10 protein-coding genes and 1 pseudogene are annotated in these 16,678 nt (G+C 68.7%); 7 read left to right on the top strand and 4 right to left on the bottom strand.

What is annotated here, in order from left to right; genetic code table 11:
• Positions 1-113 precede the first annotated feature (113 nt).
• From B0E41_RS19735 to B0E41_RS19725, 3 genes are all read left to right on the top strand, one after another.
• Positions 114-4,790, top strand: coding sequence for a ricin-type beta-trefoil lectin domain protein (locus tag B0E41_RS19735; protein ID WP_077333536.1), 4,677 nt, complete (start codon positions 114-116; stop codon positions 4,788-4,790).
• A 207-nt stretch (positions 4,791-4,997) separates the two neighbouring features.
• Positions 4,998-5,960 carry a tRNA 2-thiocytidine(32) synthetase TtcA gene (gene ttcA, locus B0E41_RS19730; RefSeq protein WP_077333534.1) on the top strand — a complete coding sequence of 321 codons (963 nt, stop codon included), beginning with the start codon at positions 4,998-5,000 and terminating at the stop codon, positions 5,958-5,960.
• Between the two features lie 108 nt (positions 5,961-6,068).
• The gene (locus B0E41_RS19725; RefSeq protein WP_171984832.1) at positions 6,069-6,761 is read left to right on the top strand and encodes a DUF4136 domain-containing protein; all 693 of its coding nucleotides are present in this window, start codon (positions 6,069-6,071) and stop codon (positions 6,759-6,761) included.
• Between the two features lie 118 nt (positions 6,762-6,879).
• Here the strand turns inward: B0E41_RS19725 and B0E41_RS19720 are convergent, their stop codons facing one another.
• Positions 6,880-9,237: a PAS domain-containing protein gene (locus B0E41_RS19720; protein WP_077333530.1), complete on the bottom strand. Its 2,358-nt coding sequence runs from the start codon at positions 9,235-9,237 to the stop codon at positions 6,880-6,882.
• 111 nt (positions 9,238-9,348) lie between these two features.
• Here B0E41_RS19720 and B0E41_RS19715 point away from each other — a divergent pair, with 111 nt between their 5' ends.
• The 3 genes from B0E41_RS19715 (at position 9,349) to B0E41_RS19705 (ending at position 12,936) form a co-directional block, all read left to right on the top strand.
• Positions 9,349-9,987 (top strand): histidine phosphatase family protein, encoded by a 639-nt coding sequence (locus B0E41_RS19715; RefSeq protein WP_077333529.1) that lies wholly within the window; start codon positions 9,349-9,351, stop codon positions 9,985-9,987.
• Positions 9,984-11,147 (top strand): DSD1 family PLP-dependent enzyme, encoded by a 1,164-nt coding sequence (locus B0E41_RS19710; protein WP_077333527.1) that lies wholly within the window; start codon positions 9,984-9,986, stop codon positions 11,145-11,147. Before B0E41_RS19715 ends, B0E41_RS19710 begins: the two co-directional genes overlap by 4 nt.
• Before the next feature lie 61 nt (positions 11,148-11,208).
• Positions 11,209-12,936: a lysoplasmalogenase family protein gene (locus B0E41_RS19705; protein ID WP_077333525.1), complete on the top strand. Its 1,728-nt coding sequence runs from the start codon at positions 11,209-11,211 to the stop codon at positions 12,934-12,936.
• A gap of 11 nt (positions 12,937-12,947) precedes the next feature.
• Here the strand turns inward: B0E41_RS19705 and B0E41_RS19700 are convergent, their stop codons facing one another.
• The 3 genes from B0E41_RS19700 to ruvB all read right to left on the bottom strand — a co-directional run bounded on the left by B0E41_RS19700 (position 12,948) and on the right by ruvB (position 16,213).
• Positions 12,948-14,069, bottom strand: a complete 1,122-nt coding sequence (locus tag B0E41_RS19700) for a rhomboid family intramembrane serine protease (RefSeq protein ID WP_077333523.1) — start codon at positions 14,067-14,069, stop codon at positions 12,948-12,950.
• Between the two features lie 85 nt (positions 14,070-14,154).
• On the bottom strand, positions 14,155-15,123 hold the full coding sequence (locus tag B0E41_RS19695) for an SPOR domain-containing protein (RefSeq protein ID WP_077333521.1): 969 nt from the start codon (positions 15,121-15,123) through the stop codon (positions 14,155-14,157).
• Positions 15,124-15,154: 31 nt separating this feature from the next.
• A complete protein-coding gene (ruvB, locus tag B0E41_RS19690; protein ID WP_077333519.1) occupies positions 15,155-16,213 on the bottom strand; it encodes a Holliday junction branch migration DNA helicase RuvB in 1,059 nt (352 codons plus the stop codon).
• Positions 16,214-16,347: 134 nt separating this feature from the next.
• Between ruvB and B0E41_RS19685 the strand changes: the two are divergent.
• Positions 16,348-16,678: pseudogene (locus B0E41_RS19685) on the top strand (hypothetical protein); the annotation flags it as partial.

The raw sequence follows: 16,678 nt of genomic DNA, 5'->3' as shown, positions 1-16,678 counted from the left end.
GAGAGAAAGAGCCAGGCGGGCGCCCTGCGCCACTGGCGAGGTGTGCCTGCGCGCCATGGTCAGCGGCCCGTCGGATGGATTGATGAAGAACTTCTAACAACCTGGAGACAACGATGAAAATTCGGTATTCCTTGATGGCGGTCCTGCTGCCGTTCGTCACATTGCTGACGCACGCGGCGATCACGGGGGTCAGCCCCATGACCACCCTCTCCACCATGGCGGCCGCGGTCACGCTGGCCGCGGAGGAACCGCTCCCTGTGCAGGGTCCGGGTCTGGGCAACCTCACCTACACCTCAGACGAGCTCTTCAAGCCGGTGTCCATGATCACCCGCGCCTCGGGCGACGTGCCCGCCACCTACCCAGGCCGCAAGGCCTACGGGCTGAACGTGGGCATCATGCTCAACGGCTACTTCCTGACCTCCTTCGCCCCCGACAGCGGCCTGGGCCCCGGCGGCTTCTTGCTGTACGACGTGTCCAACCCGCGCGCCATCCGGCTCGTCAAGAAGATCTATGAGCCCGAAGGCCGCACACAGGAGTTCCGAGAGGCGCACGCCTTCGGCACCGCAAAGATCGGTGGCCGCCAGTACGTGGTGGTGCCCAGCACCAAGGGCATCGAGTTCTGGGACTTCACCGACATCAACGACATCCAGCAGGTCAAGAAGCTGGCGCTGCCCACTGTCAACGGTGGCGACTACGCCAACGTGGCCTGGCAGCTGTGGTGGCAGGCGCCCTACCTTTACGTGGCCTCGGCCAACCACGGCATCTACATCGTGGACGCACGCGATCCGGTCAACGCCGTCATCGCCGACCGTGGCGCCGGCAGGCCCAACCCTGTGCCCACCGGCGAACTCGGGGGCTTTCGCGTCGGCCCCATCTTCACCATGGGCAACCAGATGGTGCTGACCTCGATGGACAACACCGGCGGTTTTTCCAGCCTGGACATCTCCGACCCGCTCAACCCCAAGGTGTTGGACAACGTGGGCTCCAACCCCAACTACTACGCCACTTGCTATGACGGCAAGAACCTGCACGCCTCGGCACGCGGCGGCGGCGCCAAAATGTACAGCTACGACCTGAGCGACCGAGCCCGGTTCGTGGCCGAAGACAACCGGCTGGTGATCGACGAGCAGCTGTACTGCGGCACGCAGGACCAGTACGTGTTCCAGGGCGCACAGACCAAGGTGCACAAGGTGGACGTGAGCAACCCGCTCAACCATGTCCAGGTGGGCCAGGGCAGCCTGTTCGCGGCCAACGACCCCGAGCTCTCGCACTCCGACCACGGTCAGGTCGCGCCCTTCGGCAACCTGGTGTTCATCGGCAACGACCACGGTTCGGGCAGCGGCTTCATCGTGCACCAGACAGCGCGCGACACCACGCCGCCGACGGTCAAGCAGATCTCGCCGGCCAACGGCGCAAAACAGCAAGCCCTGAGCTCGCGCATCGGTATGGGCCTCTCGGACAGCATCCTGCCCGAGAGCGTCAACTCAAGCACCTTCGTCGTGCGCCCGGTGAACGGCAACACCTTGGCCGGCACCTACAGCGTGCAGCTGGGCATCATCAACTTCCACCCCGCGCAACCCCTGGAGGCCGGCACCGCCTACGAAGTGCTGCTGACGGCCGGCGGCGTGAAGGACTACGCGGGCAACGGCATCGCCAACGAGTACCGCGCCGTCTTCAACACCGGCACCGCCAGCGACATCGGTTTGATGAACCATTGGCCCCTGGCGAGCGGGCTGTCCGATGAGGTCGGCGCCAACAACGGCACGGCCTCGACGGCCGACCAATTCGACGGCATCAGCCTGAACTTCGCGCAACGCAGTGGCGGCGTGCCGCTCAAGGACAACAGCGTGGCCACGGCATTGGGCGGCACCGCTTCACTCGCCTTCTACATGAAGGCCACGCAGACCGGATCGGCCAACCCCTGGACGGCGCCCGGCATCTTCGGGCGCGACCAGGCGAATGGTGCGGACGACATTTTCTGGGGCTGGATCGACAACACCGGTCGCCTCAACCTCTCGGTGGGCAACGTGACGACCGACAACCCGGGCACCCGCTCCGCCGCCCCCGTGAACGACGGCAACTGGCACCATGTGGTGATGACGCGCGATGCCGCCACCGGTGCACAGACGATGCACATCGACGGCAACAAGATCAGCTCCACCGGCCTCATGGGCACCAAGGGCCTGAACAACCGGTTCACGCTGCTGGGGCAATTGCAGGGCAATACGGACTTCTTCCGTGGCAGCCTGGCCGACGTGCGGGTCTACAGCCACGTGCTGAGCGACGCCGACGTCGCGCTGCTGCAGCAGCAAACGATCGTCGGAGACGTGGGTCTGAGCAACGGCCCGCAGCTGGTCAACGGGCAACTCACGTTCAACCCGCCCCGTCTGGGCGGCACCGGCTCCACCTACCGCTGGAACTACGGCAACGGCACGCAGACAGCGTTCTCCAGCCAGCTGGGCACCACCTTCAGCTACAACCGCCCCGGCCACTACACCGTGACCCTCACGGTGCGCGACGCCTCGGGCCGGGAAACCTTCTACACCTACAACGTGACCGTGACCTTCCCGGTGACGGCCACCGCGCCCACGCATTCGAGCAACATCGTGGGCGATGCGAACAGCGTCTACGCGGTGAACCCCGACAGCGGCACCGTCTCCGCCATCGATGCGCAGGCCCTCACCAAGCGCTGGGAGATCCGCGTGGGTGACGAGCCCAAGACCCTCGCACGCGGTCCCGACGGCCGCATCTGGGTCACGGTGCAGGGCGAGGACAAGCTGGTGGCCCTGAACCCGGCCGATGGCAGCGTCTCCACCACGGTGGCGCTTCCCTACGGCAGCGGCCCCTACGGCGTGGCCTTCACGCCCAACGGGTCCAAGGGCCTGCTGACGCTGGAGAGCAAGTCCACGCTGATCGCCTTCGACCCGACCAGCGGTGCCACCACCGGCACGCTGCCTCTGGAAGGCGAGCTGCGCGGCATCGCGGTGGCGGCCGACTCTCAGACGGCCTACATCACGCGCTTCAAGTCCCAGATGACGGGCGGGCAGCTGCACAAGGTGGGCATCAATGCCATGGGCCTTTTGTCCACCATCGCCCTGCCGGTGGACACCACCACGGTGGACACCGAGAACAGCGCTCGCGGCGTGGCCAACTACCTGAGCCAGGTGGTGATCTCGCCCGATGGCAGCCGCGCGGCGCTGCCGGGCAAGAAGGACAACATCGTGCGCGGGCGCTTCCGCGACGGCGGCGACCTGGTGCACGACCAGACGGTGCGCTCCATCCTCTCGCAGGTCGACCTGTCGCAGAACACGCACCTGCTGGGCGAGCAGATCGACTTCGACGACCGGGCCCCGGCTCGCGCGGCGCTGTATTCCCCGGTCGGCGACTACCTGTTCGTGGCGCAGATGGAGGGCAACAACATCGCCATCGTCGATGCCTACAGCCGTGCCGTTCGCGGCGAGATCAGCGCCAGCAGCGCGCCGCACGGCCTGTACCTGGATGCCTCGCGCAAGCGGCTGTTCGTGAACAACTTCCTGGCGCGCTCGGTCACGGTGCACGACGTGGCCAACGTGTTGGCCTCCCGCAGTGCGGCCGCCGTGTTCCTGCAGCACATCCCCACCGTGGCGCAGGAACCCATGGGCGCCGCGGCACTGCGCGGCAAGCAGGTGTTCTACAACGCAGCCGACCGGCGCATGAGCAAGGACAACTACATGTCCTGCGCCAGTTGCCATGCGGATGGCGGTGACGACGGCATGGTGTGGGACTTCACCCAGCGTGGCGAGGGCTTGCGCCGCACCATCAGCCTGCAGGGACGGGCCGGCCTGGGCCACGGCAAGCTGCACTGGAGCGCCAACTTCGACGAGGTGCAGGACTTCGAGAACGACATGCGCAACGCCTTCGGCGGCACCGGCTTCCTGAGCGACGCCGACTTCACGGCCACGTCCAACCCGCTGGGCACGCCCAAGGCGGGCCGCAGTGCACAGCTCGACGATCTGGCGGCCTATCTCACCTCGCTGAACAAGTTCATGCGCAGCCCGGTGCGCGCCGCCAACGGCAGCCTGACCGTGGAAGCGGCGCGCGGACAGGCCCTGTTTGCCAGCGCCAACTGCGCGACCTGCCATGCCGGAGCCACCCTGCGCGACGGGCTGCGGCACGACGTGGGCACGATCCAGCCGTCGTCCGGCAAGGGCATCAACCAGCCGCTGGCCGGCGTGGGCTTCGACACGCCCACGCTGATCGGCAGCTGGGCCGCGAAGTCCTACATGCACAACGGCCAGAAGGCCAGCGTGCTGGACGTGATCGCGGGCGGCCACGGCAATGCCTCGGGCCTGCCCGCGGCCGACCAGCAGGCCATCGCCACGTACGTGCGCTCGCTGGACACCGCGTCGGAGGTCAACACACGCCTGCGCTCCAACCACAGCGGGCTGTGCGTCAACATCCGAGGGGCCTCGCCGAGCAGCGGCACGGCCGCCATCCAATGGCCTTGCGGCACCGCCAGCAACGAGACCTTCATGGTGCGCAACGTCGCCGATGGTTACGTGCAACTGGTCGCCCAGCACAGCAACCTGTGCCTGGCGCAGGACAGCGCGGTGACCAGCGGTGCCGGGGTGGTGCAGCTGGCCTGCAACAGCGGCAACACGGCGCAGTGGAGTCTGGTGGGATCGACCATCCGAAATAGATCCTCGGGCGCCTGCCTGGACGTACCGAACAACTCGACGGCGCAGAACATCCCGCTGATCGCATGGACCTGCCACGGCGGCAACAACCAGAACTGGACCCAGTTGCCCTGACGAGAGGCTGCTCCCTTGTGAGCCCACCGTCGCGTTTCGCGACGGTGGGCTCTTTTTTTGGGGTTGACGCAGCGGGGGGTGTTTTTCAGGTCCCCCCGGCCTGCGGGTCCACCCATCGGTGCGCCGAACCCTCCAGGCGACCCGTCGAACCCGGTTGGAATATCCTTCTGGCCTGCGTTTTCGCTTTATTTACCCTGAGTCGTTGACATGAACCCCGAAAAAGTTGCCCTTGAGAACCACAAGCTGGAAAAGCGCCTGTGCCGCGAAGTCGGCCGTGCCATCGTGGACTTCAACATGATCGAAGAGGGCGACCGGGTCATGGTCTGCGTCTCGGGCGGCAAGGACAGCTACGGCCTGCTCGACATCCTGCAAAAGATGCAGGCGCGCGCGCCCATCAGCTTTGAGATCATTGCGGTCAACCTTGACCAGAAGCAGCCCGGTTTTCCCGACCACATCCTGCCCGAGTACCTGTCAAAACTCGGCGTGAAGTTCCACATCGAAACGCAGGACACCTACTCCATCGTCAAGAAGGTGATCCCCGAGGGCAAGACCATGTGCAGCCTGTGCAGCCGGCTGCGCCGCGGCATCCTGTACCGCGTGGCCAAGGAGCTGGGGGCGACCAAGATCGCGCTCGGCCACCACCGCGACGACATGCTGCAGACGCTGTTCCTCAACATGTTCTTCGGCGGCAAGCTCAAGGGCATGCCGGCCAAGCTGGTGAGCGACAACGGCGAGTTCATGGTGATCCGCCCGCTGGCCTACGTCCCCGAAAAAGACCTGATCCGCTGGGCCGAGGTCCGGCAATTTCCCATCATCCCCTGCACGCTCTGCGGCAGCCAGGAGAACCTGCAGCGCAAGCAGGTGGGCAACCTGCTGCGCGACTGGGACAAAAAATTCCCGGGCCGGCTGGAGAACATGCTCACCGCGCTGCAGAACGTGGTGCCCAGCCATTTGATGGACCGCAAGCTGTTCCCGTTCGCGGCCCTTGAGGTCACGGGCCAGGCCAGCGAAGACGGCGACAAGGCGTTTGACGAAGAGGAACTGCCGCCGCTGGTTCCGCCCATCGACGCCGACGGCGACACCGACGACATGCCCGCCGCCGCGGCGCCCACCCCACCCACCGGGAACGAAAACCGCACGCGACCGGTCATACCGATCAGCGTGGCCTAAGAGGCTGAGAGTCTTCCGTCCATGCCCGCCTTGCACGCCAAAACGCTCAGCCTCTGCGCCCGCTGCCCGTCCCGATGGGTCGGGCCATCCCTCGCTGGAGAGACCGCGATGCACACAGCCCCACCCTCCTTGACGCCCCGCCGCTGGACCTTGGCCGCCGCGCTTGCCGCCCTGTTGCTCGGTGGCTGCGCCAGCACCTACCGAGTGGACAGCCAGGTCGAGAGCTTTGCGAACTGGACCGAAACCGGCAGCGCTTCCGGCAAACAGGCCACCGCGCCCGCGGCCCTGCCCCAGGCGCCCCAGACCTACCGCTTCGAGCGCCTGCCCTCGCAACGCGAAGGCGATCCGGGCGCGCGGCAGAACGCCCTCGAATCCTACGCACGCGACGCGCTCGCCCCCCTGGGCTGGACAGCCGTTGACAGCGCCGCATCGCCCTGGACGGTGCAGGTGAGCGCCAGCAGCCTGCGCCTGGCCCGCTCACCCTGGGACGATCCGTGGCCCATTTTCTGGCCCATGTGGGGCGTGGGCGTTGGCAGCCACGGCCCGCGCGTCAGCGGCCAGCTGGTCTGGGGACCCATGTTCCCCCCTATGTACAACGACCGTCCGTACTACCAGCGCAAGCTCACGCTCGTGGTGCGCGAGGCCAGGAGCGGGCGGGTGGTCTATGAAACCCACGCCGCACACGACGGCCTGTGGGCCGACTCGCCCGGACTCTGGCGCGCCATGGTCAGCGCCGCGCTGCACGGCTTTCCGGCCCCGCCGGCTGGCGCCCGTCAGGTGAACGTGGACCTGCCCCGCTGAAGCCGCCGCCACAGCGGAGCGTGGGGGCCATCGACCGCAGCGCAGGGCCGCCCCAAGCAAGGTCAGCCCCCTCGGGGGGCAGCGACCCGCGCAGCGGCGGAGCGTGGGGGCAACACCTTCACTGGGGGTCCAGCAGCTGCCGCACCGACTCGGCCAGCGCGTCCATGCTGTCCTGCTTGCCCAGCACATCGCTCACGCCCAGGGCATGGGCGTCGTTCACCAGTTGTTCGCTCACATGCCCTGACACGATGGCCATGCGCTGTGTGGGCCGCAACCCGCGCACCGCGCGCACCAGTTCGACACCACTGATGCCCGGCATGTTCTGGTCGGTCACCAGCAGATCGACAGGCTCCTGCGAATCGCGAAACCAGTTCAGCGCTTCTTCGCCCGACAAAAAAGTGGTCACGCGGTAACCGTGCTTGCGCAGCAGGCGCCCCGCCAGGAACACCAGTGCCTCGTAGTCGTCCACATACACGATGTGGCGGCCGGCTACAGCGGGCGCCGGCACCGGGCCGGGTGTTGGCACGGGGGGATCCTGCGCCGTGGCAGCGCTTGAGGCCAGCGGCAGGTACACGTCGAAGCGGGCGCCCTCACCCGGCACGCTGTGCACCGAAATCGCCCCCCGGTGCGCCTTCACGATGCCGTGCACCACCGACAAGCCCAGGCCGGTGCCGCTGCCCAGCGCCTTGGTGGTGAAAAAAGGTTCAAAGATGCGGCGCTGCGTGTCGGTGTTCATGCCCGGGCCGTTGTCGGCCACGCTGAGACAGACGTAAACACCCGGGTCGATGCCGCCCAGCTTCAAGGCCAGGGCCGCGTCCACCGGGGTCTCCCGCAAGGCAACGGTGATGTCGCCCGGCTTCTGCCCCATGGCCTGCCACGCGTTGGTGCACAGGTTCATGAGCACCTGCTGAATCTGAGTGGCATCGGCCAGCACCGGCATCGGGGTCGCGCCCAGGCGCGTGTTCAGGCGCACGCCCGCCGGCAACAGCGAGCGCAGCAGGCGCAGCGCGTCTTCCACCAGCGGTGTGAGTGGCTGCCGGTGCAGTTCCTGCGTCTGGCGTCGGCTGAAGGCCAGGATCTGCTGCACCAGTTGGCGCGCACGGATCGCCGCGTGGCTGATCTCGGTCAGGCTCTCCTGGGCGATGTGGTCCGGCCCCACGTCTTCACGCGCCAGCACGAGATTGCCCAGGATGGCGGCCAGCAGGTTGTTGAAGTCGTGCGCCACACCGCCGGCGAGGGTGCCGATGGCCTCCATCTTTTGCGATTCGCGCAGCTGCACTTCCAGCGCGCGCTGGTGCGCCTCGGCGGCCTTGAGCTCGGAAATGTCGGTGTGCGTGCCCACCATGCGCAGCGGCCGACCTTGCTCGTCGCGCGCCATCACGGTGCCCCTTGAGAGCACCCACTTCCAGCTGCCGTCCTTGCAGCGGATGCGGTGCTCGTTGCGGTACACCGGCGTGCGGCCCTCGAAGTGCGCCAGGCGGTCGGCCTGCATCTGCGGCACGTCGTCGGGATGGGTGCGGCTGTCGAGTTCCTGCGCATGCTGCAGCAGCTCGTCCTCGGCGTACCCATACATCGCTTTGATCCGCGGCGACACGTACTCTTCGCCGGTGGCGATGTTCCAGTCCCACACGCCATCGCCTGCCCCGTCGAGCGCGATCTTCCACAGTGCCTCGGTCTCCCGCAGGGCGATTTCGGCCTGCTTGCGATCGGTGATGTCGAGCAGCAGCCCCACCCGCACCTGCCCCCCATCTTCGTGCGCCACCGTATCCGAACGTCGGTACAGCCAGCGCTCGGTGCCGTCGGGCAGGACGATGCGGTACTCGAACCCGATGTCCGGCAGACCGGCATGGATGCGGTGGATGTGTTCGGCAAACCGGAGCGCGTCGTCGGGGTGGCGGTAGCGCGAAAGCGCGTTCGGGTCGCGCAGCACGTCATCCGGCGTGAGCCCGTAGATCTGCAGCACCCCGGCACTGACGAAGCGGTACGCCGGCTCGCCCCCGTCGGGCACGTGCACCACGAACACCATGCCGGGAATCTGGGCGGTCAGCAGGCGAAGGCGCTCCTCGCTGCGGGCTTGCTCCTCGCGCGCCTTCACCTGTGCGCTGATGTCCTCCACCGTGCCTTCGTAGTACTGGAGCTTGCCGGTGGCGTCGCGCACGCCATGGGCGTTCTCGCTGATCCAGATGCGCTCGCGCGTCTTGTGGCGCCAGATCTCGGAGACAAAGCCGCGCACGAAACCATCGCGCTCCAGCAGGCGCTGGAATTCGGCGCGCCGGCCCGGGTCCACGTACCACTCGCTGGCGATGTCGGTCACTCCGGCCAGCAGCTCGGCTTCGCTGCCGTACCCGTTGATCTGCACCAGGGCAGGATTGGCCCGGATCATCTCGCCATCGGGCGAGCTGCGGTAGGCCCCGATGGGCAGGAACTGGAACAGCGAAAAGAAATTCGGCGACGCAGCCGATTCGGGGGATGACATGGCCGTATTTTGGGCGAAACCCCACGCCAGCGCCGGTGTGTTTGGGTGGTCACACCTGGGTTGAGCGGCTAAAGTGCACGCCCAACCCACTCCACTTTTCAGGTTCTTTCTGTGCACATCACCCGCATCCTCGCCGTGCGCCACGGCGAAACCGAATGGAACCGCGACACCCGCATCCAGGGCCACACCGACATTCCGCTCAACGCGCGCGGTCGCCGGCAGGCCGAGCTGCTCGCGCAGGCCCTGCGCGACGAACCCATCGCCGCCTTCTACGCCAGCGACCTGAGCCGCGCCCTGGAGACCGCGCAGGCGGTCGCCCGCACGCGCGACCAGTCCGTGGCCACGCACACCGGCCTGCGCGAACGCTGCTTCGGGCGCTTCGAGGGCCAGACCTGGGCCGAGCTCGAAGCCCGCTGGCCCGAAGACGCTTTGTCATGGCGCAAGCGCGTGCCCGACTTCGCGCCCACGGGCGGTGAGTCGCTGCTGCAGTTGCGCGAGCGCGTGGTCGCCACCGTCGAAGCACTGGCCTCGCGCCACCCCGGCGAGCAGGTGATGCTGGTTGCGCACGGCGGCGTTCTCGACATCCTCTACCGTGCCGCGACCCGACTGGAGTTGCAGGCGCCCCGCAGCTGGGACCTTTCCAACACCGCCGTCAACCGCCTGCTCTGGTCGCCCGAGGGCCTGAGCCTGGTGGGTTGGGCCGACACCGCGCACCTGCAAGACGGATCGCTGGACGAGACCACCGCATGAAAACTTCTGAGCGCTGGGCCCAGGCGCAGGCCTGGGTGGGCCAGAGCGTGGGCACCATCGACACGCCGTCGCTGGTGATTCACCTTGATGCCATGGAGCGCAACCTCGCGCGCATGGCCGCGTTCGCGCGCGAGCGCGGGCTGCGCCTGCGGCCGCACGCCAAGCTGCACAAGAGCGCCGAGCTGTCCCGGCTGCAGATGGCGCACGGCGCGGTCGGTGTCTGCGTGCAGAAGACCGAAGAGGCCCTGCGGCTCGCCGCACAGGGCGTGAGCGACATCTTCATCAGCAACGAAGTGATCGCACCGCCCAAGCTGGCGCGGCTGGCGGCGGCGGTGCGCGAGCGGCAGGCCCGCTTCGCCATCGCGGTGGACAGCGCCGAGGGCATTGAGCGGCTCGCGGCGGCGCTGAAAGGCGCTGGCGCGCATGGGGCGGCGGCCATCGACGTGTTCGTCGAAATCGACGTCGGCCAGGGCCGCTGCGGCGTGCCACCGGGCCACCCTGCGCTCGCGCTCGTGCGCCTCATCGCCGAACACCCCGTGCTGCGCTGGGCCGGCCTGCAGGCCTACCACGGCGGCGCACAACACCGCCGCAGCGCGGCCGAGCGCACGGTGGCCATCGCCGCGTCGGCACTGGCCGTGCACCAGACGCTGGACACCTTGCGTCAGCACGGCTTCGTCGCCCCGCTGGTCACGGGCGCGGGCACCGGCAGCCTGGTCAACGAAGCCGCCAGCGGGCTCTGGGGCGAGCTGCAGGCCGGCTCCTACCTGTTCATGGACGCCGACTACGCGAGCAATGAGCCCGACATGACGGCGCCGGTGTTCGAGCACGCTTTGTTTGTCAAGTCGCAGGTCATGAGCCGCAGCGCGGACCACGCGGTCTGCGACGCCGGCCACAAGAGCCACGCCATCGACAGCGGCCTGCCGTTGGTCGCCCACCCCACCGGTCTGGTGTTCGCCAACGGCGGTGACGAACACGGCGTGCTGCGCGCCGCCGCCCCCGGCACCCCACTGCCCGCGCTGGGCGACACGGTCTGGCTGATCCCCGGCCACTGCGACCCCACGGTCAACCTGCACGACTTTTTTGTGGGCGTGCGCGGTGGGTTGTTGGAGGGCCATGTCGAGCGCCTGATCACCATTGACACGCGCGGCGCTTTGACATGAGCGCCGCCCGGCCGTTCCGAAGGCGCTCAGCCCCGAAGTGCGAAGCGCGGAGGGTGGTCCAATGAGCCCCAGCCAGGTCATCGTCTTCGCCACACCGGTCTTTCTTCTGCTCATCGTGATCGAGTTCGCCGTCGGTCTGCGCCGCGGGCGCAACACCTACCGGCTGTCCGACGCGGTGTCCAGCATCGGCCTGGGCATGCTGAGCCAGGTCGCGGCGGTGTTTGCCTTGCTGCTGCGCCTGGGCATCTACACCGCCGTGTACACCCACGCCGCCCTGCTGCCCGACACGGGTTTCTGGACCACCCCCGTGGGCTGGCTGCTGGCGCTGCTGGCCTACGACTTTCTCTATTACTGGAACCACCGCCTGGGCCACACCGTGGGCATCTTCTGGGCCGCGCACGTGGTGCACCACCAGAGCCAGCACTACAACCTTTCCACCGCGCTGCGCCAGCCGGTGAGCTACCCGCTGCTGGGCTGGGTGTTCTACCTGCCGATGGCGCTGGCCGGCGTGCCGCCGCTGGTGTTCGTGGTGGTCGGTCTGATCGACTTGCTGTATCAGTTCTGGATCCACACCGAGCAGATCGGCTCCATGGGCCGCTTCGACCGCTGGTTCGCCTCGCCGTCCAACCACCGCGTGCACCACGGCGTGAACGATCGTTACGTGGACAAGAACTACGGCGGCATCCTGATGCTGTGGGACCACCTGTTCGGCACCTTCGAACCCGAAGACCCGCGCGAGCCCAGCATCTACGGCACGCGCAAGCCGCTGCAGAGCTGGGACCCGGTCTGGGCCAACCTGGAGGTCTACGCCGCGCTCGCTCGCGACAGCGGGCGAGCGACGCGCTGGGGCGACAAGCTGCGCCCCTGGCTCAAGCCCCCGGGCTGGCGGGCGGCGGACGTGGCGGCGAAGCACCCGGTCGCGGCCTTTGACATCGCTGCCGTGCAGCGCTTCGACCCGCCGGTCGGGCGCGCCGTGCAGGTGTTTGCTGCGCTGCAGTTCGCGGCGCTGCTGGGCGGCGTGGCGCTGTTCCTCTGGCACGCCGACAGCCACCCCCTGCTGCACAACGCCAGCGGGGCCGGCGTGCTGCTCGCGAGCCTGTGGGCGCTGGGCGCGCTGCTGCAGGGGCGCATCACGGCGGGCGAGCTGCTGCTGATCGAATGCGCGGCCCTCTCTGCTGCCACGGCGGCCACGGGCTGGACCACGCTGCACTGGGTGTTCAAGCCGCTGACCATGGGCATCGCGCTGGCACTGGTGGTGGCGCATCGGCGCTCGCGGCCGGACGCCTCGGGCAGCGCCTGGCTGCTGGCCGCGCTGCTGGCGTCTCTCGCGGGCGACGTGGCCCTGATGCTCAACGGCCTGTTCATCCCCGGCCTGGTGGCCTTCCTGCTGGCGCACATCGCCTACACCCAGTGTTTCCGGCAGGACGCTCCGTGGCTGCCCCGGCGCCGCGTCTGGGCCGGCGTGAGCGCGCTCGGGGCGCTGGTGTACACGCTGCTGTGGGCCGGCGGGCTGCCGCCTGGGTTGCGGTTGCCGGTGGCGGTCTATGTGTTGGCGATCACGCTGATGGCGTCGCAGGCGCTGGGGCGCGCCAGCGTGTGGCGCGACGGGCCGTCGTGCCTGGTTGCCGCCGGCGCCCTGTGTTTCATGGTGAGCGACACGCTGCTGGCGATCAACCGATTCGTGACGCCCCTGCCCGCATCGGCGCTCTGGGTGCTCGGCAGCTACGGCGCCGCGCAGTGCCTGATGGTGATGGGCCTGCTGCGCACACGGAGCGCCACACCCGCCTGATCCGTTCGGCTTCAGTTTGGCTTGTCCGCGCTGCGGTCTTTCAGCCGCTGGTCCACGGCCGTGAGCAGCGTCGACAGTTCGGCCATCCGCGGCTGCGCCTGTGCCGGGTCCACCGTGCCACGCGCCATGCCCAGTTCCAGCTCCATCATTTCCAGCAGGTACACGTTGCGGTGCCTCAGGTCGTCCAGCAGCGGCAACGGTTGAACCGGCCGCACGCGGTCCATGGTCTGCACCACGCCGCGCACGGCCGGGATGTGGCGCTGCTCCAGCGCGTCGAGAAACCGGTCGTGCGGCAGACGCCCTTCCTTCCGGGCCTGGGCGTCCTGCTGCAGGGCCTTCTCGGCCGCCTGCAGCGGCGGCAACACCTCGCGCAGCATGGCCTGGTTGCCGAACAGTTCGCGGTGGTCCACCCCGGGCTGGGCGGACCACACGAGACCACCCACAGCCAAGGCGGTCACGACCGCCGCCAGCACCTGGTGGCCGGCGCGCCGCAGAAGGCTGGCCCGCTCGTCCACCACCTCGATCAGCAGCCAGGCGATGACGACGCCGGCCACCAGACCACCGACGTGGGCCGCGTTGTCGACGCCCGACCGGGTGAAGCCCTGAGCCAGCATGAAGACCACAAAGAGCCCTTGGCTGGTCAGCAAGCGCGTGGCCATTGCCCGGGGCACTCGATCGCGGTGCTGATACACCCCTGTCGTCAGCGCGCCCAGCACGCCGAACACCGCGCCCGACGCCCCCACCGACACCGCCTGCTGCGCCGAAAAATGCAGACTGAGCGCGCTGCCCGCGAGCGCCGATCCGAGGTAGATCAGCAGGAACTGCCCGTTGCCGAACCAGCGGCAGACCTGGCGCCCGGCGTCCCACAGCGCGACCATGTTGAGCGCCAGGTGCATCACCCCGGCGTGCAGCACGGTGGCGGTGAGCAGGCGCCACCACTCGCCGTCGCGCACCACCGCCGTGGCCGAGTTGGCGCCCCAGGCGAACAGCTCGGCCGAGCTCGGCTGCATCGCGTTCACGCCTTGCAGCAGGTTGAGCAGCCACACACCGACGTTGACCACCATCACCGCATACAGCGCCCAGGTGGACGGGGTGCGCGCGTGCAGGCGCTGGTGGAAATCAGCGTCCCTCACAGCGGCGTCCCCAACCGTCCGCTGCGCCGGGACGCGCGGGACGCCTCCATCCTCCTGGGGTTGTGTGTGCCCGTTGGACCGCGCGTCACGGTGCGTAGACCCGGGCCTCCAGGCCCAGCGCCCGAACGGTCTTGGCGGCCGCTTCGGCCTGTTCGGATTGATCGAACGGCCCCACCCGAATGCGGGTGAGCGGCCCTCGCGCCGACTCGACCGGATCGTCCAGCACGGGCAAACCCGCCTCGGCCAGGCGCGCCTTCACCCGCTCGGCATTGCCCGCCACAGCGAACATGCCGACATTGACCCCAAAGCCCCGGGCCCGGGGGCGGATGCCCGGTGCCTCGGGTGCGGCAGGCCCCGGCGCTGCGGCCGGGTTCGCCACCGGGACGATCACTGGTTCGGGTTCGGGTTCGAGGTCGGGTTCGGGCTGGGGCTTGGGCAGCGCCGGCTGAGTGGCGGCGGGCACGAGCACGGCGGCCGCACTGGCGGCGGGTGGCTGTGCCGGCCGAGGCGCCGCGCTGGCGGGCTCGCCCGCTGCCACGGGCGCCCGCCACAGTTGCCACACCACCCCGGCCAGCAGCGCCACCGCCACGGTCACCGCCGCTGCGGCCCCCAAGCCCCGAAGGCGCCACGCGTTCTCCGAACGCTCCAGCCGCTCCAGGGCCTCTTTGAAGGTCTCGGCCTCCTCGACAGCAAGCTTCGCGCGCTGGCGCAGGCCACCGTGCAGCCAGGCCACACCCCACAGCCCGGGCAACGCGCACCACAGCACACAGAACGTCGCCGTCAGACCGACCCGAACGCCCATCGGCACACCGTCCGCGCGCGCCCAGAGCCAGCCCAGCGCGCCCGCGCCGGCGACCGCCAGGCTGGCCTGAGCGAGCACCGCGTCCCACAAGCGCCAGTACACCAGCCACGCCAAGTTGCCCACCGCCGCGTGCTGGCTCCAGACCGCTCCCGAGCGACCGCAGGCTTCAAACAGGGTGAAGACCGGCAGGTAGGTTCGGGCGCTGGCCGGCCCGAGCGCCGCCCGGTACAGCGCCTCGGTGCCAGGCGGCATGCCGGTGGTGTGGTCCCAACCCCTTGGCACGTCAGTTCGCGTCCGGGAACAGGTGATCGCCCGACTGCGGGGGCATCACACCGAGGTGACGGTAGGCCGCCAGCGTGGCGATGCGCCCGCGTGGCGTGCGTTGCAGAAAGCCCTGCTGGATCAGGTAAGGCTCGATCACGTCTTCGATCGTGTCGCGCTCTTCGCCGATGCTGGCGGCGATGTTGTCCAGCCCCACCGGCCCGCCGTCGAAGCGGTGGATCACGGCCTCCAGCAGCTTGCGGTCCATCAGGTCAAAGCCTTCGGGGTCCACGTCCAGCATGGCCAGCGCGCGGTTGGCGATGTCGGTGGTGATGCGGCCAGTGCCCTTCACGTCCGCGTAGTCGCGCACGCGGCGCAGCAGGCGGTTGGCGATGCGCGGCGTGCCACGCGAGCGGCGCGCGATCTCGAAGCCGCCTTCCGGGTCCATCGGCGCGTTGAGCAGGCCGGCACTTCGCTTCACGATGCGCGCCAGCTCTTCGGCCGTGTAGAACTCCAGCCGCGCCACGATGCCGAAGCGGTCGCGCAGCGGGTTGGTGAGCATGCCCGCGCGCGTGGTGGCGCCGACCAAAGTAAAGGGCTGCAGGTCCAGCTTGATGCTGCGCGCTGCGGGGCCTTCGCCGATCATGATGTCGATCTGGTAGTCCTCCAGCGCGGGGTACAGGATTTCTTCGACGACAGGGCTGAGGCGGTGGATCTCGTCGATGAACAGCACATCGTTGGGCTCCAGGTTGGTCAGCAGCGCGGCCAGGTCCTTGGGCTTTTCCAGCACCGGGCCGCTGGTCTGGCGCAGGTTCACGCCCAGCTCCTGCGCAATGATGTGGCTGAGCGTGGTCTTGCCCAGGCCGGGCGGGCCGAACAGCAGCACATGGTCCAGCGCCTCGTTGCGCTTCTTGGCCGCGCCAATGAAGATCTCCAGCTGCTCGCGCACCTTCTGCTGGCCCACGTATTCGTCCAGCAGCTTGGGCCGCAGCGCGCGCTCGATCGCCTCTTCTTTGGGTGAAACGGCGGCGGCCGACACCACGCGGGGCGAAGGAGCGAAATCGTCGGTCTGGATGCTCACGGCAGGGGCGTTGGTTGGGTTCAGCGGATCGGTTGTTGACTATACAGGCCGCATTCCAGGGCAGCTTGCTCAAGTCGACGGCCACCGCCGCCGATAACAAGGCAACACCGCCCACACCGACCCCTGCACCCGCCATGAAAACGCCCTCCGCGCTCCGCCTGCCCGCCCCGCTGTCCCGCCTGGCCGTGGCCGTCTTGCTGGGTCTGGCGAGCGCCGTCCCCGCGGCCGCCAACGGCACCGCTGTGGCCCCCGTCGCTGCAGCGCACGCCGGCGTCAAACAACCCACCGGCGCCGCCAAACCCCCGGTCAACGAAACGGCGGCGGCCGGCGACCCCTCGACCGCCACCCATGCAGCGGCCACCAAAATCAAGGCCGCGCTCGAAGGCCCCGGTGGCAAGGCGAGCGGCGTGTCGCTGGTGATCGGTGAGCCCGAGCGCAAGGCCGCACCCGCCCAGGCCCCAGCGC

It is taken from the genome of Hydrogenophaga sp. A37 (genome assembly GCF_002001205.1).
Classification (GTDB): domain Bacteria; phylum Pseudomonadota; class Gammaproteobacteria; order Burkholderiales; family Burkholderiaceae_C; genus Hydrogenophaga.
Note: the sequence above shows the minus strand (reverse complement) of the source record. Positions and strands in the feature narration are given on the sequence as shown.